Origin of the sequence: Halovenus amylolytica, from assembly GCA_004015825.1 — an archaeon.
GTDB classification, from domain to species: domain Archaea; phylum Halobacteriota; class Halobacteria; order Halobacteriales; family Haloarculaceae; genus Halovenus; species Halovenus amylolytica.
In genome coordinates, this window is sequence record SAYS01000008.1 from 86,110 (window position 1) to 104,411 (window position 18,302).

Here is an 18,302-nt window from a genome sequence, read left to right on the forward strand (position 1 = left end):
GTTAGCCAAAGAGCTCGCCGAGCCCTTCGCCTGCGTCACCGTCGTCTTCGTCGTCGTCTTCCTCGTCAGCTGCTTCTTCTTCGGCTTCTTCTTCGTCGTCGTCTGCCTCTGCGTCGTCAGCAGCGCCGCCGGCGGCTGCGCCGCCCGTGCTGGCCGTCGCGGGGACAGCCGTTGCCTCCTCGACAGCCTCGCTGATGTCGACGTCTTCGAGTGCGGCGACGAGCGCCTTGACTCGTGACTGTTCGACATCGACGCCGGCTGCGTCGAGGACGTTCGTCAGGTTTTCTTCGTTGATCTCTTCGCCCGATTCGTTCAGGATGAGTGCTGCGTATACGTACTCCATTGTTGTTAGAACATCGCTCCGAGTGCATCGCCGGCGTCGCCGTCGTCATCGTCGTCGTCAGCCTCGTCGGCTTCGGCTTCTGTGTCGTCACTTTCGTCGTCGGCGTCCTCGGAATCGTCTGGTTGGTCGTCAGTCTGTGCCTCCGCTGCAGGCTCGCTCTCTGCGACATCCTGCAGCTCGTCCGGAAGTGCCTCCGGATCGTCGATCTGGGCTGCGAGCGCCCGGACCTGCCCGTCTGCTTTGCTGATCAGCTCGGGCATGATCTCCGGATCCTCGATGCTCGCATACAGTGCGAGGTTCTTGGCTTCGCCGCTGGCTTTCGCGAGCTGCGAGGGGATCGTCTGTGCGGTCGGGAACCCGGCGTTGATCGCGAGATTCCGACCACGTGCGGCCGCCGCCGAGATATCGGTCCGGTACTGGTCGACGTCGAGTTCGAGATCCTCGGGTTCGAACAGCACACCTTCGGCGAACACACCGCGGAGGTCGAGACCGACCTCCTTGGGTTCGATCCCAAGCTCCGAGAGAACATTCGAGAGGTCGCTCGAGACCTCTTCGCCGGCATCGAGCACCGTCGAGTCCTCCATAACCTTGATCGATCCTCCATCGATGCGGGCGTTCGCACCCACACTCTGGAGTTCGCCGACGAACGGACCGGGATCGACACCCGTGTCACCCTCCGGGATGACGATATCGTTCGGCGCGATCTCGCCCGCGTTGATCGGTGCGGAGGTCTTCGAGGCTTCCAGTTGCTGGTAGAGCCCGAACGGGTTCTCGTTGGTCCCGATCAGTCCCACCTGCCCACTGATGTAGCCGGTGAGATCCTCGAATCCCTCGTCGACCTCGTCCAGTGCGCGTTCGAGCAGGGTGTTACGGGAGACACGGAGCTCCGCGGTCCCGTGCAGTCCCCGGCGCATATCCTGGAGCTGGCGGCTCGGGATGCCAGTGATCGCGACGACGCCGACACTCTCGTACTCTTCGAGGAAGTCGACGATCTCGTCGACCTCTTCGCGTTTCCACTCCGGAATCGTCTCGGTTTTGCGCTCCTGTGTACTCATTTAGGCCACCTCCTGTGCTGGCCCCATTGTCGTTTTGACGTACACCGAATCGATGTTGAGCGGTCCTTTCTCCAGACTCGCGTGCAGGCGACGGATGATCACGTCGATGTTCGTCGCGATCTCGTCTGCGGACATATCCTCCGCGCCGACACGCGTGTGGAACGTCCGCCGGTCGCCACTGCGGATCTGGACGGAGTTTTTCATCCGTTCGACAACCTCGACGATATCGTCGTCGGGGCCGACCGGCTCGGGCATCTTCCCTCGTGGACCGAGCACGGTCCCGAGATACCGCCCGATATCCTGCATCATGTTCTCTTCTGCGAGGAAGAAGTCGGTGTCGCCAGCGAGATCTTTCGCTGCGTCGTCGTCGTCACCGAGGTCTGCAAGCTCGTTGCCGTCGAGAACTTGATCAGCAACCTCCTCGGCACGGATGGCGGTCTCGCCCTCCGCAAAGACGACGATACTGGTCTCCTGACCGGTTCCTTCCGGCAGGACGACACTCTCGTCTACACGGTTCGATGGATCGTTGAGGTCAATATCACGCAGATTTACGGCGATGTCGACCGTCTCGGTAAAGTTCCGAGGCGGTGACTCGTCGAGCGCGCGGGATACTGCCTCCTCTATTTCCTGATCTGCCATTGTTCACCTCCGTAGTACGCCTGAAGCTCCTACGGGTCAGTGAAACAGGCGAATGCCTGTCTCGGCTGGTACAAAGCTAATGCGACACTTAAAAGCGTCGAAGCACCTGTCTACGGCGGTGAGCGCGACGACGCGGACGATTTGGTTCCTGTGCACGCAGCGTGACCCAGTTTCCCGACCCGGCGTCTATCTACCAATCGGCCGCATACCGGTCAGATCTCTTCGAAGGCCTGGATCGTTACAGCGATTGCATCTTCGGCGGGCAGATCCCGGACACTGTACTCCGTCGGATGGTACTGGTCGTGTGGATACACTGCTGGCTGTGCGACCTCGTACGACTCGGTGCCCCTGAACTCTCCAAGAAATTCCCTCGTGGTCATCGGCTCGATGAATGCCAGCTCCGGATCCATACCACTGCAGCCCGTCCCGACGAATCCCTGGATGAGGGTGTTCGTGAACGCTTCCGGATTGGCTGGGAGTTCCGGGGCGTCCCTCGGTGCTGCATGCTCACCCATGTCTGTGATGTATCGTTCTTCGGCTTCGGGTGGTGGCGGCCGGCCGTAGCCCGCCGGGAGCTGTTCGGCCGCGAGTTCGGATTCGATCTCTGTGGGACTCCCATCGTCATTTCGACCCGTGATCGTGTCGTAGGGCGGGAGCGCCGGTCCCTCGATGGCGTCGATCGTCTCCATCTCCAGCATATGGAAGTGGATGTCGAAGTGTGGTACTTCCCACGCGCCTCCGCCCCCGGCGTGGCCGTTCGGATTCCAGTTGAGACCGAGGAACGTAAACGGCGTGTTCGCGGCGTCGGGGAACTCGACGAAGAACGTCAGCGACCACTTGTAGTGGACTTCGAGCGCCTCGCCAGTCGAACTGTATTTGTCGGTATATTCTTCCTCGCCCGAGTTTTCCAGTTCGTCCGCGCCAGGGAGGCCGTCGAGCGCTGCCCGGTCGATCTCGACCCCGTGGTACTTCGGTTTTCCCGACGGTGTCTCGGTTGTGAACGGCCGCGCACTGCCGTTGCCGAGTTCGATCTCCGCTCCGTACGCGGTTGTCCCGTTCGGCGGAAAGCCCTTTCTGTCATCCGATTGGGCTGCCGAGCCGAGGCCGACGCCACCCACGGCAGTGCCAGCGACCGCCGCGGCCCGAAGAAACGTCCGCCGCGCGAAACCCTTCTGCTGCCCTGACTGGTGGGATCTCTCTCTTACCACGATTTCCACCTCCACTGCCGATTATGTGGGCTCACTAACATCTTCTCGTGGTGTATCGATACCCCTGGTAAATAAATATACTCGCAGCTTCGGACTGGAGCCAGACGTGCTCACTGCGTTGCGCGCGACTGGCAGGGTTCAAAACGTCCTCACGTTACAGATTTTCGGCTCACTGCGTTCGCCGCAAAATCAGTGGGTTCGGGCGTCCTCGCGAGTGAAACGAGCGAGGTCGTACGGAAATCTGTGATTTCCGTGATGCCAGAAACGCGTCGCGTTTCTGAGCAGCTCGGGAGACTTCGTCTCCCGGCGGTTTTGAACCGCGAGGACGTCACTCCGCTCGTCCTCTGGGCTCAAAACGCCCTCACGTTACAGATTTTCGGCTCACTGCGTTCGCCGCAAAATCAGTGGGTTCGGGCGGTTTTGAACCGCCGACCTCGGCCTTGTAAGGGCCGCGTCATAACCAGCTAGACCACGAACCCTGCGTCCGATACAAGCCGACCCCGGGGAATAACGCTTACTGTCTCGGTCGGAATATTTAGGCCCAGCGGCCACCCACACCCACTGTGCGCAGGCCACTCTCGGTACTCGCCGCTGTCGTCCTCGTCGGCGCGCTCCTCGCCTTCTACATCTTTATCCCTCCGCTGACACTCCTCGAACCCGGCGAGTACGAGCGGACGTCGGTCGCGATCACCGACGACGACGGAACTGAACTGGCGACCGTCGACGCCCGAATCGCCGACACGCGCGACAAGCGCCGGATCGGACTGAGCCGGACGGACTCGCTGGCAAACGGGACGGGGATGCTCTTCGTCCACGGCTCTGCCGACAGCCGAAGCTACCACATGCGGAATATGACCATCGGACTCGATATCGTCTTCGTCGACAGCGACGGGACGATCACGGAGATTCACGACGCCCCGGTGCCGGCCGTCGGCGGGACCGGCCCCTACCGTGGCACCGGCCGGTACGTGCTCGAAGTCCCGCGGGGCTGGATGAACGCCACCGGCGCGACCGTCGGCGACAACGTCGAGATTCCCGCATCAGGCAAGTCGTGACTGCTCGACAGGTGATTCAGCCGCAACTCTCCGGGGAATTTCAAAAACCGTTATAACCGCGGAGTGTAAATCCAGCATAGAGACCGTATGGACACAAATATATTCAAAAGCAAGGGGTATTTCCTCACCGTAGTCATCATTGGTAGCGTCCTCGCCGGGGTCCTGACAGCCCTGTTTCTCGGTGCTGGAGCGACCGAACTGGGGTACGTCGCCGTCGGCGGTATCGGAAGTGCACTCGTCGTGGTTGGAACCTACACCCTCGGTCGCCGGTACGGCCACCCACACTCGCACGCCGTCGCTGAAGCGGCTATCTCTCTCGGCGTACTGTATCTGATCGCCGTCTCGTTCCGACTGCTGACCGAGTACGGCGAGCGCTCCTTCTTCGAAGTCGTGTTCGCACTGGGGGCGCTTATCGTCGGCAGCCTCGCCTTCGTCGCTGCCATCGCTGTCCTCGGCCGCTACAACGCCTCGCCCAGCTAACTCTGACCGTCCGGATCGAACGACCCGTCTTTGACTTCTTTTGCTGCTCGCTCCATCTCTTCGAGATCCACCTGTGCCTCCTCGTCGATCTCACCGAGGATTTCGGCAATGTCGTCCAGACCGAGGATCTCCCGTGTCTCCTCGTCGAACTCGCCGCTTTCGAGGACGTGGCCGTTCTCCTTGGCGTCGCTGCCCTGGAGGTGTTTGCCGTACCGGCCCACCATTGAGGTGAGTTCCTGCGGGAGGACGAACTTCGTCGACTCGCCCTGGCCGATCTCTTCGAGCGCTTCCATCCCACGCTCGATGATCGCCCGTTCGCCCATCGATTCGGCGGACTTGGCCCGGAGCACGGTCGAGATGGCGTCACCCTGCGCTTCGAGGATCTGGCTCTGTTTCTCACCCTGCGCGCGGATGATGTTGGACTGTTTGTCACCCTGTGCTTCCTCGATCGCGCTGCGGCGTTCACCCTGCGCTTCGAGGATCATCGCACGACGGCGACGCTCTGCGGAGGTCTGCTGTTCCATCGCCTGCTGGACGCCCTGGCTCGGGTTGACCTCGCGGACCTCGACACTCTCGACACGGATTCCCCACTCGTCTGTGGGTTCGTCGAGTTCCTCCCGAATTCGGGTGTTGATCTCCGCCCGTTTCGAGAGCGTGTCGTCGAGTTCCATATCACCCAGCACCGCTCGCAGGGTCGTCTGGGCGAGATTCGAGACCGCTCGCCTGTAGTTGTCGACCTCCAGAAACGCCCGCTCGGCGTCCATCACACGGATGTAGACCACAGCGTCGGCGCTGACCGGCGAGTTGTCCCGCGTGATTGCCTCCTGCTGTGGGACGTCCATCGTCTCGGTCCGCATATCGAAAAAGTGCGTTTTCGAGATGAACGGCGGGACGATGTTGATCCCGGGTTCGAGCAGCCGACGGTATTTGCCGAACACTGTCAGTGCTCCTTTCTCGTATGCGTCGACGATCACGAACGACTGCCAGGCAACGACAACGGCGAAAGCCAGGAGGATGAGTCCGATAACTCCCCCGAGCATCTCCGTCGTCTGTAATAGTAACTCCATACATATGTTTGGTGTGAACACATAAATCACCAGTGTTATTCTAGATCCGAGTTGTGCGAGACCGTCGCCAGCGAGTCCGTCTCTGTCTCGACCCAGTTGTGGACTGCCGACACGTGGGGAATTGAAATTAAAAATCAGATAGTAATTGAATGAGCTAGGGTACAATTGTAGTTCTAATACTCCTACTATATCTTATACAGAGTATATTCTGCATTATTATTTCTGTTCTAACAAGTATTTTATTCGACGAGTTCGTGGTATGGGATAGTATGGCACCCGAACTAAGCCATTCCGATCTCGACTCCTACAGGGATCGGTTCGAATCGATCGACGAAACGATTGCAGCCGGGATGTCTCGCTGGAGTATTCCAGTCTTGCGGGTTTCACTCGGTCTGGTCTTCGTCTGGTTTGGTGCGCTGAAGCTCCTCGACGTGAGTCCGGCCGCTGATCTCGTTGCCGCCACAGTCTACGTCGTTCCCCCGGAACTGTTCGTTCCAGTACTCGGCGCCTGGGAGGTAGCGATCGGTCTCTGTCTCCTCTCGCCGCGGCTGACCCGTGTCGGTATCCTGCTGTTGTTCTTGCAGATGCCCGGAACCTTCCTCCCGTTCGTCGTGTTGCCCGATGTCACGTTCGCAACCGTCCCCTACGAACTGACCGTCGAAGGGCAGTATATCGTGAAGAATCTGGTGTTGATCGGTGCGGCACTCGCGATCGGTGGCACGGTGCGAAACAGCGAGTAATTTCCGTGTCACACTTTCTCTGACGGCGAAATAGACCGGAAAGTACAGAAACCACGCCCACAACAGCGTATCTAGTGAGCGACGAGCCGCCCGATCCCTCCAGCGACGGCACGTCGTCGGTGGATTCTGGCAGTGACGACGCGTCCGAGGGATACTCGTCCGATCCCGGAGTCGGTGAGTCGGACAGCGACGGCGCTGGACCCGACGAACCCCGGGAGTCGATCACCGAGGGGAGTCTGATCAGGCCACTGTTTCAGTTGGCGTGGCCGATCATCGTCATCCAGCTGTTGCAGGTCGCCTACAACGTCGTCGATACGCTGTATCTCGGCCGCCTCTCGGCTGATGCCGTGGGTGCGATCAGTCTCGCCTTCCCGCTTATCTTCCTGCTCGTCTCCGTCGCCGCGGGCTTTACGACTGCGGGTGCGATCCTCGTCGCCCAGTACACCGGCGCGAAAGGCGACCGATCGGCGGGACTCGTCGCCGGACAGACGGTCACCTTCGTCAGTCTGCTCTCGCTCGTCGTCGCTGTCGTCGGCTTCTTTTTCGCCCGGCCAGCGCTGGAACTGCTCCCGACACAGGCCGATACCGGTGCCCGTGTCATCCCACTGGCCGCCGATTACATGGAAGTGTTCTTCGTCGGAATCCCGTTCCTGTTCGGTTTCTTCGTCTTCTCGGCGCTGCTCCGTGGCTACGGCGATACCCGGACGCCGATGTACGTCATGGTGCTCTCGGTCGTTGCCAACATCCTGCTCGATCCGTTCCTGATCTTCGGGTTCCAGAGCAATCCACTGCTGGGTGCTGTCGGCCTCGATGGTGTCGAGGCCTCGCTGCTCGCTGCGACTGGGTTCACTGGCTATGGGATCGAGGGCGCGGCAGTTGCGACCATCGGCGCACGCGGTGTCGCGAGTGCGATCGGACTCTACATACTCTTCTTTACGGCTGTGGGGCCGACGACACGGCTCGAACATCTGCGACCCGATCTCACCTTCATGAAAGATATCGTCCGGCTGGGTACGCCGAGTATGATCGAAAACTCCGCGAACGCACTCGCACAGATCACACTCATCGGGATCGTCGTCACCTTCGCCCCGCCAGTCGTCGCAGCCTACGGCCTCGGGAACCGGATCGTCTCGCTGGTCTTCCTGCCGGCGATGGGGCTCGGGCGGGCGATCGACACGATGGTCGGCCAGAACCTCGGTGCCGACCGGGCAGACCGGGCCACGCGGTCGGTCTATCTCGCGACGTCGACGGCGGCGGGCGTGATGTTACTCGTCGCCGTCGTCGTCGTCTTGCTGACGGAACCGATCGTCAGTGTCTTTCTCGGCGACGTGGCGAACGCACCCGAGACCATTGCACTCGGCGTCGAGTACGTCCAGACACGCTCCGTCGAGTTTGCCTTTATCGGGGTGACACAGGTCCTGCTCGGTGCGTTCCGCGGGGCCGGCAACACGAAGACGGCGATGATCATCTCTATCGTGACGTTGTGGATCGGCCGTGTCGGCACGGTCTCACTGCTCGTCTTCGGCCTCGGCTGGGGAGCGAGCGGCGTCTGGATCGGGATGGCTGTCGGGAACATCCTCGGGGTCGTCGTCAGCATCCCGTGGTTCCTGCGGGGCACCTGGAAGGAGGCGTATATCGACGAGACTACAACGGGAGAATCGACAGGCGTCGTCGAAACCGCGAGTGAGGACTAGTTATCGGACGAAGTAGGGATCGCTGTCCGGGAGGAAGCGTCCGAGATCGGAGATCTGCTGGTAGTCCGACGCCAGCAGCGCCTGGAGTTCGGCGACGAGTTTTTCCTGATCGTCGTCGTCCCACTCGGCCGGATCTTTGATCGGGACGATAAGCCAGCCCGCACCCTGTCGATCACTGGCGTGGGCCGTGTCCATATCTGCCGCCTCGTCGACCGGAATCGCGGAGTACTCCCCGAAGACGTACTCCGTCGCGCGCTCGCCGACGGGCAACAGGACGTGGGCTGTAATCGCCCGGAGTTCGGCGTCGAAATACGGCTCCATCTCGTCGTAGGACCACTGCTCGGGTACTGCCGTCTCGGGAGCACACATGTGCAGATAGGAGAAAAACGTCTCCGGTGAGTCGATGCGTCCGTCTGCCAGTGCTGCCGATTCGATCAATCCACCGTCGACGAGCGCGTCGAAGAATCGCTCGGACCACTCCTTTTCGGTAAAGGGGACGCCCGTCGAGAGCCCGCCGTGGACGCCGGGATGGTCGCCGATGACGTGGAAATCTGCCGTCGTCGCGCCATAGCCCGGGACGTACTGTTCACAGAGGGGATGAATATCGAAGGGGTTGTGTGCGTTGCGTGCGAGGAAATCCACTGTTAGTCCCTGTAGCAGTGCCCACATTAACAGTATTTCGAACGGAGCCGTACTGACCTGCAACCGAGCGGTCTATGTCGTTGCAGTCCTGAGCGACAGCTATGGACCGTCGGACATTCCTCGCGGCTGCCGGTGTGGGCGTCTCGACCGCGCTCGCTGGCTGTAGTGACTTCTTCGATGCAGCGGCGGCCGGCGAGAACACTGTCGGGATGACGATAAACAGATTCCGCCCGGAGGAGCTCACGGTCGACGCCGGGACGACCGTCGAGTTCTCGAATACGAGTTCACACGCCCACACGGTGACCGCCTACGAGGGTGGGATCCCCGAGGAGGCCGAGTTTTTCGCAACGGGCGATTTCGAGTCCGAGGCGGCCGCACGCGAGGGCTGGAACAACCAGCGGGGCCTGCTCTACGAGGGTGAAAGCTGGGAGTACACCTTCGAGATCCCCGGCACCTACCAGTACTTCTGTATCCCACACGAGGATTCGGGGATGATCGGCTTTATCGAAGTCGAAGAGTGATGGTAATCCTCCGTAATGATTTTGCCTCGCAGCCAACTAACAGTACCCATGAGCGGTGAGCCAAACGAAGACGAACTCGAACGGATCCGCGAACAGAAGAAAAAACAGCTCCAGGAACAGCAGGGAGAGGGCCAGGAAGAGGCCATGGAGGCCCAGCGCCAGGAGGCAGAGGCCCAGAAGAAGGCCGTGCTGCGCCAGAATCTCACCGACGGCGCGCGGAAACGCCTCAATACGGTGAAGATGTCCAAACCGCAGGTCGGCGAACAGGTCGAACAGCAGGTGCTCGCCCTGGCCCAGAGCGGCCGCCTCGGCGGAAAAATCGACGAGGACCAGATGAAAGAGATCCTCAAAGAGCTCACGCCGGACTCGAAGAGTTTCGATATCAAACGCCGGTAACCGATGGAGGTCGGCGTGCTCTACAGCGGTGGCAAAGACTCGACACTCGCGGCCTGTCTGCTCGACCCGGTCTGTGATCTGACCCTTCTTTGCTGCACGTTCGGTGTGACAGACGACTACAGACACGCGATGGCTGCCGGTGAGGCTGCCGGCTTCCCGGTCCGTCGGGTCGAACTCGATCCCGAAGTCGCTCGCGGAGCGGCCACAGAGATGGCCGGCGACGGCTTCCCCCGCAACGGGATCCAGACGATCCACGAACACGCGCTCGAACAGGCTGCCAGTCTCGACTACGACGGGATCGCGGACGGGACACGACGTGACGACCGCGTCCCAACCGTCCCCCGCTCGCTCGCACAGAGTATCGAGGACCGGTACGACGTCTCCCATCTCGCACCGCTTGCCGGCATCGGACGCGGTGCGATCGACGAACTGGCCCGTGAGTTGCTGGTCGTCGAGACTGGTCCGAGCGAACAGATCGAGAAAGGCGATTACGAGGCCGAACTCCGGGTACTACTCGAAGCCGACCACTCCGAGACTGTCTCCGACGTGTTCCCCAAACACACCCAGTCGAGAGTGACTGGACGCCGGTAACCGCTCCTCCGTACGTCGTGTGTGTCCCTGGCGGAGTCACCCGACCGGCAGGCTCACTTCTCGAGACATAACCGTCCGGTACCGTCGATGCTGACGAGCAGTTCGCCGTACTCGAATGTCAGTTCGATCGGTATCCGGCCTTCCTGGACGAGTAGTGTTTCGAGTGCATCCGTGTCGATGGACTGGTACAACTGTGGCAGTTCTGTTGGCTCTGTCTCCAATAGCTCTGCTGCACCCTCGACGATGGCGATGATCGGCGAGTCGAACGCAGTCCAGTCGTATGTGGTCTCCTTCGATGGCGTACAGTTAGTCGGCGTGTTGTTTCGGGACATGTATTCTTACTTCCGGCCGGCGTAGTGAGACGCCATTCGGACTGCCTTGATTTTTCCTCTCTCGGCCACCCCAATATACCTTTTGTGATGATATGAGTTAATACTCTCTGTCGGAGATCACTGCGCTCACGTCGGCTTCCTGTGACGACGACTCCTCCGACAGTGACGGTTCGAAGATCCACTGGTTAGTCGCCTATGCCGGCGAGCCGTCCGGCGGCGAGACCGTCGAGATACGCCTCGGGTCGGAAGTCGCCACCGGCAGCCGTGCACGGGAAGACGCCAGCCAGCGAGTCGTCGACGTAAATCCCGAGCGCGATCTCCGGTGGAACAACGTCGCTGTACCGTTCGCCCGTGATCGACGACTCTGTCTCGCGTTCGGTAAATCCCGTCGAGTAAATCTCCCCATCACGCCACGAGCCGAGTCGTTCGACCGTATCCAGTAACGCTGTGTCGTCGTGAAACGCCCGGCAGTAATCGCACAGACAGAGTTTCTCTCCGAGGAGGGTGACGTCGTACCGTTCGATCCGGTTTGCGTTCGTCGCTCTTTCGAGTGTTCTGAACAGTCGGGTACGACGGCTGTGGGTTCCGGCTGTCGGCGTCCGTGATCGAATGAACGTCTCGACCCGGTGGCTGCCCCCTTCTGACAGTCTCTCCCGGTAGCCCTCCCACCACGAATCCAGGGCTGTCTCGGCGTGTTTCTGGTGTACTTCTTGTCTCACTACGTCAGTACGGATGTGAGTTACAGATAAAATGGGTTCTATTGTTCATCACGATACGATTTTCTTACTTTGCTTTCAAAAAAATTTCCCAATATAGTCTCTGAATTTTAATCACGATTCAGCTGTCTCGCTTGCATGTCGTGGTGGCTAGATGTACATACTATATCTAACCCGATTATGGAGTTATTAATGCCAGACAGCGCAGTTTCTAGGTTTTTCGCTAACAATCTTATTTTGTATCTGGTCCTGGAATAAAAGACTATTAACTAATATATGTCCAAGGATATTATTCATTGTGACGATGTCAAAAGCAGTTGACAGCCCCGAGTCGGACTCTGGCGATACCGAACGAGCAGCGATCGAAGACGGCCGGACGCTTCCGAAGTCGGTAATCTTCGAAATACTCAGTGCAGACAGACGCCAGGAGGTACTGCGGTATCTCGACCAGACCGAGGAGACGGTAAACCTCGGTGAGATGGCGGAGCATATCGCGAGCATCGAATGTGACTGTGAGGTGGCCCAGCTGTCCTCCCAGCAGCGAAAGCGCACGTACGTCGGTCTCTACCAGTGTCATCTCCCGAAGATGGCCGATGCTGGTGTCATCGACTACAACTCTGACCGGGGGACGATTGCACTGAACGGCCGCTCCGCTCGTCTGCTGAAGTATCTCTACCTGGAGGAGTCGGAGGAAACTGAACAATCCGGTGGCATCTTCCGCGGCTTTTTCGGTTGATTGGGAGACGTGCCCTCTACCGATGTATCGTAGTTATGGTGAGCTTCAATCGCTGCCCACAGAAATCACTGTGTCGTCAGCAGTCGTTAGCGACTGGACTCGAGATCGAGAAATGCCCCTTCTTTCGCTGTGATCCAGCTCGACATCTGTCGTAGCTCGTCGGAGTGGGGCTCGTAGATCGTACACAGATCCGGCTGCCGGTGTCTGTTCTCTACCTGGGCAACCAGCCGTATTTTTTCTTTCCGGGGATCGACAGTTTCGGTCATTCGTCTCTACCGACGGTAGCGGTGGATCGTACAAAGTTATACAACTCATAATACGGTTCTCAGCGGCTTTTAGCGGGGTCTGGCTCTGTCTGCGTAACGGACATTTCCGCTGGACCGACACTGTCAGAAGGAAACTGATAACAATATGTGGCTGAGTCCACATGTATTCTGCCGGGTGCCCGTGCTATGGACTGCTCCTGGCTGCTCGCCCAGACATGTGGCCCACCGATCTCCTCCGTACGCTTGTCGGCACGGATACCCGGCGATCAGCTCGATGGCTGACCGCACAGGTTTTTGCCTCGATCCGTTCCGCGGAGCGGGAACTGTGGGCTGTTGCGATCACTGCGATGGTACTCGACGTTCAGCTCACTATCCAGGGCCTCCAGCTCGGCCTCACGGAGATGAATCCCGTCGCACGCCAGACGATCGATCAGATCGGCTTCGTCGGTCTCTATATCCTGAAAGGCTGTGTCGTCGCGCTTGCAGTCGTGCTTCGCCCGCTCGTCCCCGACCAGTACGGTGGTGTTGTCCCGCTCGCACTCGCGATCCCATCGGTGTTCGCTGTCGGGATCAACTCGACACTACTCGCCTGGGTGGTGCTGTGAGCCGGACAACTGCCGACTCGCTGTGGCTCTGACCGAACAGTTACACCGGTTCGAGTGGTGTCACGGCGACTGTTCCATCACTGCTTACTCTGACGAAACAGTTCTCGTACTCGAACTGGACGTAGTTCGACTCCCCACCAGCCCCTGGTGTCGCAAAGAGCATCCCGAGTGCCTCGCTGTCGATCACGTCCCCCAGTGGCTCCATCTCGGTGGGCTCACTGTCTGTCACTGTCGAAACCGTGTTGACAATTGCGACAGTGACAGCGTCCTCGTCTGTCCAGTCGAATGTTCGTGTTACCCTGTCATCTTTCCATCCGCCGTCGCTTGCCTCTGACTTACCTGAGATCATACAAATTCGCCTTTCTGTGTTCGAAATGTAATTACCGCTCAAACCGAAAGTGGCAGAGGGTGGTAATTAATCTTTGGAATTCTTTGCCACTCACTATGGGGGTGCGAGTAAAAAATGCAGATGCCGGCCACAACTGGGCTGGGACCGTGACGCCCCGAGTTCAGTCGCTTGTTGCTTCGGCGGCTGTTTCTGCCGACTGGAGTCGGTTCTCGGCTTCCTCCCGGTCTTCGGGGTAGCCGACGTCGATTCGCCAGCCGTCGAGGCCGATCGCGTCGATCGTCCGGCCGCTCTGGAGCAACAGATCGATCGCCTCGCTGATCTCGTACTCGCCGCGGTTCGACGGCTGGACCAGATGACAGGCGTGGAAGATCGAGGGAGTAAACGTGTAGAAGCCGGTCATCACCAGATTCGACGGTGGGTCGTCCGGCTTCTCGACGACGTCGGTGATCTCCCCGTACTTGTTGGTGTTACAGACCCCATATCGACTGGCCTCGTCCCAGGGCACTTCTTCGACGAGGAAGGCAGCGTCGACACGTGACTCCTGATGGCGGCGAACGACGTCCTCGAGGTTCGCCATGAAGATGTTGTCGCCCAGCATGAGCATGAAATCGTCGTCGATGTGTTCCTCGACAGTCAGCAGGGCGTGGGCGAGCCCCTGCTGTTCGCGCTGGTGGGTGTACGTGATCGGCACACCCTGGAACTCGTCACCGTAGTAGTCGATGATCTTCTCTTTCATGTAGCCGACGACGACGACGAGGTTGTCAGCTCCGAGTTCGACCAGACTCTCGAAACAGTGAGTGAGGATCGGTTTGTCGTCGACCTCGACCATCCCTTTGGGTTTATCTTCGGTCAGTGGGCGTAGTCGCGTTCCTTCCCCTGCGGCGAGTATTACTCCGTCCATGGTTTCCCCAGGGTGAGTGAGAAACAAAGTTATATATCTTATACTGCCGAGCTGATTCGAGAACTCCCGCCTCATAGTGTTTGTTGCGAGTCTTTACCGCCGTCGTGTAACAAGACATTGATTACATGGCGTGAAACACCGATATTTGTAACGTGGTCACGAAAATTACCGCAACAAACACTATCAGTCGATCTCACACGCTGGCTGTCCTCTTCTCCGGGTTCGGTTGGGCGTGTTCGGGCCCTGTCGGCAAGTAGAAAACCTATAACGATTAGGAGCCCCTTGTTAGTGCGATCAAATGATATTTGTTGATACCGTCACCGTATCGGCCGATCAGGGCCAGTCCCGGACTGGTCGGCTGGTCACTCGACGTGCCGGTGTGACCGATCGGATCCGGCTCTCCGACGGGTGCAGGCAGAGAAACCGACAGCTGGTAGGTGAATAAGCGATGGGTGAGACACAGTCAGAGGTTCTCGTCGTCTCACAGAACTACCCCCCCGATCAGGGCGGCAACGCGTCGCGTATCAGCGATACGTGCACCCACCTGGCCAACAAGGGATGGAGGGTGACAGTCCTCGCACCGCCACCTGCCTTCCCGCACGGTGAGTTCGACCGCAACTGGACCCGGAAAGAGACACATACCGAGGGAAACGTCACGGTCCACCGGCTGTGGGCGTGGCAGCCGACGGATACCGACCCCTCGTTTGTGAGCCGGCTGGCGTACTATCTCATCTTCCCGCTCCACGCACTCGTCTGGCTCCTGTTCAACGCCCGCGACTACGATGCGATGATCACGTCGTCGCCACCAATTTTCACTGGTACGGTCGGGATCGTCTGGCGGCTACTGGGACGGAAACCGTGGGTCGTCGACGTTCGCGACCTCTGGATCGACGCCTCCATCGGGCTCGGATTTCTCGCCGAGGGCGGTCTCTTGGAGCGTGCGAGCCGGGCCTACGAGGGGTTCATGTTGCGACTTGCCGACCGTGTCACCGTGACGACGACCGTACTCGGTGAGCGGCTGAGCGATCAGTACGGCCTCGACCCCGGGAAGATCGTCCATCTCCCGAACGGTGTCGACACCGGCGTCTACGAGCCGACTGACTCGGACGCCGACCCCGAGATCGTCTACACCGGAACCGTTGGCTACGCGCAGGCACTCGAACCCTGTGTCCGTGCCATGTCGGAAATCGAGCACCCGGACGCGACACTCAAAATCGTCGGCGATGGGGATATCCGAACCGATCTCGAACAGATCGTCGACGAGGAGAACCTCCACGACCGGGTCATCTTTACTGGGCTCGTCCCACGGGATGAGATCCCGGGGATACTCGACGAAGCAGCCGTCGGGATTGCCCCACTTGAACAGGACGAGACCTTCGAATACGCCGTCCCGACGAAAGCATACGAGTACATGTCTGCGGAACTCCCCGTCGTCGCCACGGGAGTCGGCGAGATCGAATCACTCATCGACGACTCCGGTGGTGGGGTCTTCGTCGACACTGACCCCGAGAAACTCGCAGCTGCGTTCGACTCACTGCTCGCAGATGCGGAGAAACGAGCTACGTTCGGGGAGGCTGGCCGGACCCACGTCGTCGAACACTACGACCGAGAAGTGGTCGCACAGGAGTTGAACGACGTCCTGCGCGACGTGACGACACCATGACCGGGAAACAGGAGACGGCCGATCTGCTCGAATCCGAACCCGAGGAGTCCGACGCCGACACGCCCCTTCCCGTCGAGTTGCCCGACGACTGGTCGCTGATCTACCACACGCTCCGGAATATGAAAGCCAGACAGCTCGGGGGCATCCTCGAACGGAAGGCACGCCACGCGGTCGTTCCTCGCCTCCCGGTCGATTTCGACGACCGATACGCCAGACAGGTCCCCGAATCGCTGTCTGTGACCACTGCGCCGATTTCCCAGAACCTGCGGACACTCGGAAGCGCCCTCACTACCGCCGAGCGAAAGCGGTACAGACGCCGGTTCGAGGACACTCTCGACGGTCGATTCACCTTCCTGAACCGGACGATCGAGTTCGACGACGGGATCGACTGGGACCACGGGGCACTCGACGAGTATCCGCTGCTCTGGCGGCTGAAACTACAGTCGTTCCAGCATCTGGAGTGGCTGACACTCGGCTACGAATCACCGACAGCGGCGCCGGCTGTTGGCGAGACGGTCGCCCGTCAGCTCCGGTCCTGGGCGGCGGCCAACTCGATCGGCGAACAGAACTATCTGCGACGGTCCTGGATTCCCCACGCGGTCTCGATGCGGATCCTCAACTGGAGCCGGTACGCCGCGTGGGCCGAGCAGGCGCCACAGACAGCCGTCCCCGAACAGCTCTACGGGGAAATATTCAGGAACGCACTATTTCTGTCGAACCACGTCGAGTACGAAGTCGATGGGAACCATCTGATCGAGAACGCGATCGCCTTGCTGATGGCTGGCGTCCTCTTCGGGGACCACGACACTGGCTGGACGGAACAGGGACTGGCCCTGCTGAAGCAGGTCGGAACACAGCAGTTTCTCGCCGACGGTGGCCACTTCGAGCGCAGCCCGATGTATCACGTGATGGCCCTCCGACGCTACGTCACTGCCTACGATCTGCTCTCCGGGCGCGCGTCCGGACTCGGCGAGATCGAGCGGATCGCATCGGAGGCGATGGGATTTCTGACAGCGCTCACGTCGCCCGACGGGGCGATCCCGCTGTTGAACGATTCCGTCTATCGGGAACAGCTCAGCGCACGAGCCTGTCTCGCCTACGCGGAGGCGTGCTCGCTCGAACCGCGCCGAGTCAATCTCGACCACCCCGATGGCTCGGGCTATCGTATGCTGACCTCCGGGGGGAGTACCCTCCTCGTCGACGTCGGCGAGCCCGGCCCCCCACATCTCCCGGGGCACTCCCACAACGATCAGCTGAGTGTGTTGCTCTGGATCGACGGCGACCCACTGCTTACTGATACTGGCGTGTACGATTACGGCAGCAACGCACGCCGGCGCTACGCCCGGAGCGTGCGCGCTCACAACACCGCACAGTACGGCACCGTCGAACCGATCCCGATCGGCGGGAGCTATCTGATGGGGAAACGCAGTACGGTTGCTGTCGGTCGGTGCGACGATCGGTCCGTCCGGGCGACGTGTGAACGCCGGGCACGTGGTCCGAACTACAGCCACCACAGAACCGTGACGGCTACCGCCGAGGGGTGGGAGATAACCGACCACATCGATGCGGACCAGACTGCAGAGTATACTGTTCGCTACCACTTCCACCCGGATATCGACGTGTTCCCGAATCAAGACGGGTTCACGGCCCAAACCGACGGACGCGCGGTCGCGAAATTCCAGTTCTCCGGTGTCTCCGACCGGGCGCTCACGACCAGCCCGTACTTCGAAGCGTACGGACACGAACGCGATCGCCCGGCTATCGAGCTATCGACGTCGACGACGAACAAAACAATCACTAAAATAATAATTTTGTAGTCGCTCCGAGAGAACGGTATTCAGGCCCGCTATCAGGTGACAGTTGAACTCCGGATATCTTCTCGGCCCCGAGAAGAGTATTAATTCATACAATCTCTGCTACTTGTCCGGGCTGAGCATGCCGATGAGAAGACTCGGTATCCTCGGGGAGAGACTGTCGCTCGTTCGAAAGAATTCAGGATTTCTCACCAAGCGTATCCGGGAGCAAACGTGCCGGATCGGGGCGTAGTCGTTCTCTCTGTAAGTTCTCGGGCAAATAGTTCGCGCCGACTGGGGTGCGATTTCGCCCCGACGGCAAATCTCGGGAGTGTCTGCCAAAGAAACGCCACCGGTCGTTCTGGCTGTATCTGACGGTTGAGACGGTGGGAATCGATGTGACGGGAGAGTGCTCTCTTTGTGCTGATGGCTGCGCTGGAACGGAATATCGGTCGCCAGCAGGAAATTGATACTTTCGATGCCCACACAGATATCACAGATCTCCCGTTT

At 59.8% G+C, this 18,302-nt stretch carries 22 protein-coding genes and 1 tRNA gene; 11 read left to right on the plus strand and 12 right to left on the minus strand.

Annotated elements, in window-relative coordinates:
• Position 1: 1 nt before the first annotated feature.
• The 5 genes from rpl12p to EOW68_RS08545 all read right to left on the minus strand — a co-directional run bounded on the left by rpl12p (position 2) and on the right by EOW68_RS08545 (position 3,724).
• Complete coding sequence (gene rpl12p, locus EOW68_RS08525) at positions 2-343, minus strand: 50S ribosomal protein P1 (protein WP_128224738.1); 342 nt, start codon at positions 341-343, stop codon at positions 2-4.
• A gap of 5 nt (positions 344-348) precedes the next feature.
• Positions 349-1,398 (minus strand): 50S ribosomal protein L10, encoded by a 1,050-nt coding sequence (locus tag EOW68_RS08530; RefSeq protein ID WP_128224739.1) that lies wholly within the window; start codon positions 1,396-1,398, stop codon positions 349-351.
• On the minus strand, positions 1,399-2,037 hold the full coding sequence (locus tag EOW68_RS08535) for a 50S ribosomal protein L1 (protein ID WP_128224740.1): 639 nt from the start codon (positions 2,035-2,037) through the stop codon (positions 1,399-1,401).
• Between the two features lie 212 nt (positions 2,038-2,249).
• Positions 2,250-3,245 (minus strand): hypothetical protein, encoded by a 996-nt coding sequence (locus EOW68_RS08540; protein ID WP_431358824.1) that lies wholly within the window; start codon positions 3,243-3,245, stop codon positions 2,250-2,252.
• 405 nt (positions 3,246-3,650) lie between these two features.
• Positions 3,651-3,724, minus strand: a tRNA-Val gene (locus EOW68_RS08545).
• A gap of 84 nt (positions 3,725-3,808) precedes the next feature.
• On the opposite strand from EOW68_RS08545, the gene EOW68_RS08550 reads away from it, so the two are divergent.
• On the plus strand, positions 3,809-4,300 hold the full coding sequence (locus tag EOW68_RS08550) for a DUF192 domain-containing protein (RefSeq protein ID WP_128224741.1): 492 nt from the start codon (positions 3,809-3,811) through the stop codon (positions 4,298-4,300).
• An 87-nt stretch (positions 4,301-4,387) separates the two neighbouring features.
• Entirely contained in the window at positions 4,388-4,780 is a 393-nt protein-coding gene (locus EOW68_RS08555) for a hypothetical protein (RefSeq protein ID WP_128224742.1), read from the plus strand.
• Here EOW68_RS08555 and EOW68_RS08560 read toward each other — a convergent pair.
• Positions 4,777-5,847, minus strand: a complete 1,071-nt coding sequence (locus EOW68_RS08560) for an SPFH domain-containing protein (RefSeq protein ID WP_128224743.1) — start codon at positions 5,845-5,847, stop codon at positions 4,777-4,779. The genes EOW68_RS08555 and EOW68_RS08560 overlap by 4 nt on opposite strands.
• Before the next feature lie 269 nt (positions 5,848-6,116).
• Here EOW68_RS08560 and EOW68_RS08565 point away from each other — a divergent pair, with 269 nt between their 5' ends.
• Positions 6,117-6,587, plus strand: a complete 471-nt coding sequence (locus EOW68_RS08565) for a DoxX family membrane protein (protein WP_128224744.1) — start codon at positions 6,117-6,119, stop codon at positions 6,585-6,587.
• Between the two features lie 74 nt (positions 6,588-6,661).
• Positions 6,662-8,281 carry an MATE family efflux transporter gene (locus tag EOW68_RS08570; RefSeq protein WP_128224745.1) on the plus strand — a complete coding sequence of 540 codons (1,620 nt, stop codon included), beginning with the start codon at positions 6,662-6,664 and terminating at the stop codon, positions 8,279-8,281.
• On the opposite strand, the gene EOW68_RS08575 is transcribed toward EOW68_RS08570, so the two are convergent.
• Complete coding sequence (locus EOW68_RS08575) at positions 8,282-8,950, minus strand: uracil-DNA glycosylase family protein (protein WP_128224746.1); 669 nt, start codon at positions 8,948-8,950, stop codon at positions 8,282-8,284.
• Positions 8,951-9,024: 74 nt separating this feature from the next.
• Here EOW68_RS08575 and EOW68_RS08580 point away from each other — a divergent pair, with 74 nt between their 5' ends.
• The 3 genes from EOW68_RS08580 to EOW68_RS08590 are packed head-to-tail and all read left to right on the plus strand — an operon-like array spanning position 9,025 to position 10,431.
• Positions 9,025-9,444 carry a cupredoxin domain-containing protein gene (locus EOW68_RS08580; protein WP_128224747.1) on the plus strand — a complete coding sequence of 140 codons (420 nt, stop codon included), beginning with the start codon at positions 9,025-9,027 and terminating at the stop codon, positions 9,442-9,444.
• A 48-nt stretch (positions 9,445-9,492) separates the two neighbouring features.
• Positions 9,493-9,840, plus strand: a complete 348-nt coding sequence (locus EOW68_RS08585; protein ID WP_128224748.1) for a DNA-binding protein — start codon at positions 9,493-9,495, stop codon at positions 9,838-9,840.
• Between the two features lie 3 nt (positions 9,841-9,843).
• On the plus strand, positions 9,844-10,431 hold the full coding sequence (locus EOW68_RS08590; RefSeq protein WP_128224749.1) for a DUF7411 family protein: 588 nt from the start codon (positions 9,844-9,846) through the stop codon (positions 10,429-10,431).
• Between the two features lie 53 nt (positions 10,432-10,484).
• On the opposite strand, the gene EOW68_RS08595 is transcribed toward EOW68_RS08590, so the two are convergent.
• Entirely contained in the window at positions 10,485-10,763 is a 279-nt protein-coding gene (locus EOW68_RS08595) for a HalOD1 output domain-containing protein (protein WP_128224750.1), read from the minus strand.
• 185 nt (positions 10,764-10,948) lie between these two features.
• Positions 10,949-11,482, minus strand: a complete 534-nt coding sequence (locus EOW68_RS08600) for an HTH domain-containing protein (protein ID WP_128224751.1) — start codon at positions 11,480-11,482, stop codon at positions 10,949-10,951.
• Between the two features lie 301 nt (positions 11,483-11,783).
• Here EOW68_RS08600 and EOW68_RS08605 point away from each other — a divergent pair, with 301 nt between their 5' ends.
• The gene (locus EOW68_RS08605; protein WP_128224752.1) at positions 11,784-12,215 is read left to right on the plus strand and encodes a DUF7344 domain-containing protein; all 432 of its coding nucleotides are present in this window, start codon (positions 11,784-11,786) and stop codon (positions 12,213-12,215) included.
• An 86-nt stretch (positions 12,216-12,301) separates the two neighbouring features.
• Here the strand turns inward: EOW68_RS08605 and EOW68_RS18630 are convergent, their stop codons facing one another.
• Entirely contained in the window at positions 12,302-12,481 is a 180-nt protein-coding gene (locus tag EOW68_RS18630) for a DUF7511 domain-containing protein (protein ID WP_431358825.1), read from the minus strand.
• A gap of 215 nt (positions 12,482-12,696) precedes the next feature.
• Here EOW68_RS18630 and EOW68_RS08610 point away from each other — a divergent pair, with 215 nt between their 5' ends.
• The gene (locus EOW68_RS08610) at positions 12,697-13,086 is read left to right on the plus strand and encodes a DUF5658 family protein (RefSeq protein ID WP_128224753.1); all 390 of its coding nucleotides are present in this window, start codon (positions 12,697-12,699) and stop codon (positions 13,084-13,086) included.
• Positions 13,087-13,126: 40 nt separating this feature from the next.
• Here EOW68_RS08610 and EOW68_RS08615 read toward each other — a convergent pair whose 3' ends face one another.
• Together EOW68_RS08615 and aglF are read right to left on the minus strand one after the other, a co-directional pair.
• Positions 13,127-13,435, minus strand: coding sequence for a HalOD1 output domain-containing protein (locus tag EOW68_RS08615; RefSeq protein WP_128224754.1), 309 nt, complete (start codon positions 13,433-13,435; stop codon positions 13,127-13,129).
• Between the two features lie 160 nt (positions 13,436-13,595).
• A complete protein-coding gene (gene aglF / locus EOW68_RS08620) occupies positions 13,596-14,336 on the minus strand; it encodes a UTP--glucose-1-phosphate uridylyltransferase AglF (protein ID WP_128224755.1) in 741 nt (246 codons plus the stop codon).
• Between the two features lie 448 nt (positions 14,337-14,784).
• On the opposite strand from aglF, the gene EOW68_RS08625 reads away from it, so the two are divergent.
• Together EOW68_RS08625 and EOW68_RS08630 are read left to right on the plus strand one after the other, a co-directional pair.
• Complete coding sequence (locus EOW68_RS08625) at positions 14,785-15,999, plus strand: glycosyltransferase family 4 protein (RefSeq protein WP_128224756.1); 1,215 nt, start codon at positions 14,785-14,787, stop codon at positions 15,997-15,999.
• The gene (locus EOW68_RS08630; protein WP_128224757.1) at positions 15,996-17,816 is read left to right on the plus strand and encodes a heparinase II/III domain-containing protein; all 1,821 of its coding nucleotides are present in this window, start codon (positions 15,996-15,998) and stop codon (positions 17,814-17,816) included. Before EOW68_RS08625 ends, EOW68_RS08630 begins: the two co-directional genes overlap by 4 nt.
• Positions 17,817-18,302: the final 486 nt, after the last annotated feature.

Coding starts and splice junctions, on each gene's coding strand:
- rpl12p (WP_128224738.1), bottom strand. CDS start 343: ATGGAGTACGTATACGCAGCACTCATCCTGAACGAATCGGGCGAAGAG.
- EOW68_RS08530 (WP_128224739.1), bottom strand. CDS start 1,398: ATGAGTACACAGGAGCGCAAAACCGAGACGATTCCGGAGTGGAAACGC.
- EOW68_RS08535 (WP_128224740.1), bottom strand. CDS start 2,037: ATGGCAGATCAGGAAATAGAGGAGGCAGTATCCCGCGCGCTCGACGAG.
- EOW68_RS08555 (WP_128224742.1), top strand. CDS start 4,388: ATGGACACAAATATATTCAAAAGCAAGGGGTATTTCCTCACCGTAGTC.
- EOW68_RS08560 (WP_128224743.1), bottom strand. CDS start 5,847: ATGGAGTTACTATTACAGACGACGGAGATGCTCGGGGGAGTTATCGGA.
- EOW68_RS08565 (WP_128224744.1), top strand. CDS start 6,117: ATGGCACCCGAACTAAGCCATTCCGATCTCGACTCCTACAGGGATCGG.
- EOW68_RS08575 (WP_128224746.1), bottom strand. CDS start 8,950: ATGTGGGCACTGCTACAGGGACTAACAGTGGATTTCCTCGCACGCAAC.
- EOW68_RS08580 (WP_128224747.1), top strand. CDS start 9,025: ATGGACCGTCGGACATTCCTCGCGGCTGCCGGTGTGGGCGTCTCGACC.
- EOW68_RS08585 (WP_128224748.1), top strand. CDS start 9,493: ATGAGCGGTGAGCCAAACGAAGACGAACTCGAACGGATCCGCGAACAG.
- EOW68_RS08590 (WP_128224749.1), top strand. CDS start 9,844: ATGGAGGTCGGCGTGCTCTACAGCGGTGGCAAAGACTCGACACTCGCG.
- EOW68_RS08595 (WP_128224750.1), bottom strand. CDS start 10,763: ATGTCCCGAAACAACACGCCGACTAACTGTACGCCATCGAAGGAGACC.
- EOW68_RS08605 (WP_128224752.1), top strand. CDS start 11,784: ATGTCAAAAGCAGTTGACAGCCCCGAGTCGGACTCTGGCGATACCGAA.
- EOW68_RS18630 (WP_431358825.1), bottom strand. CDS start 12,481: ATGACCGAAACTGTCGATCCCCGGAAAGAAAAAATACGGCTGGTTGCC.
- EOW68_RS08610 (WP_128224753.1), top strand. CDS start 12,697: ATGTGGCCCACCGATCTCCTCCGTACGCTTGTCGGCACGGATACCCGG.
- EOW68_RS08615 (WP_128224754.1), bottom strand. CDS start 13,435: ATGATCTCAGGTAAGTCAGAGGCAAGCGACGGCGGATGGAAAGATGAC.
- aglF (WP_128224755.1), bottom strand. CDS start 14,336: ATGGACGGAGTAATACTCGCCGCAGGGGAAGGAACGCGACTACGCCCA.
- EOW68_RS08625 (WP_128224756.1), top strand. CDS start 14,785: ATGGGTGAGACACAGTCAGAGGTTCTCGTCGTCTCACAGAACTACCCC.
- EOW68_RS08630 (WP_128224757.1), top strand. CDS start 15,996: ATGACCGGGAAACAGGAGACGGCCGATCTGCTCGAATCCGAACCCGAG.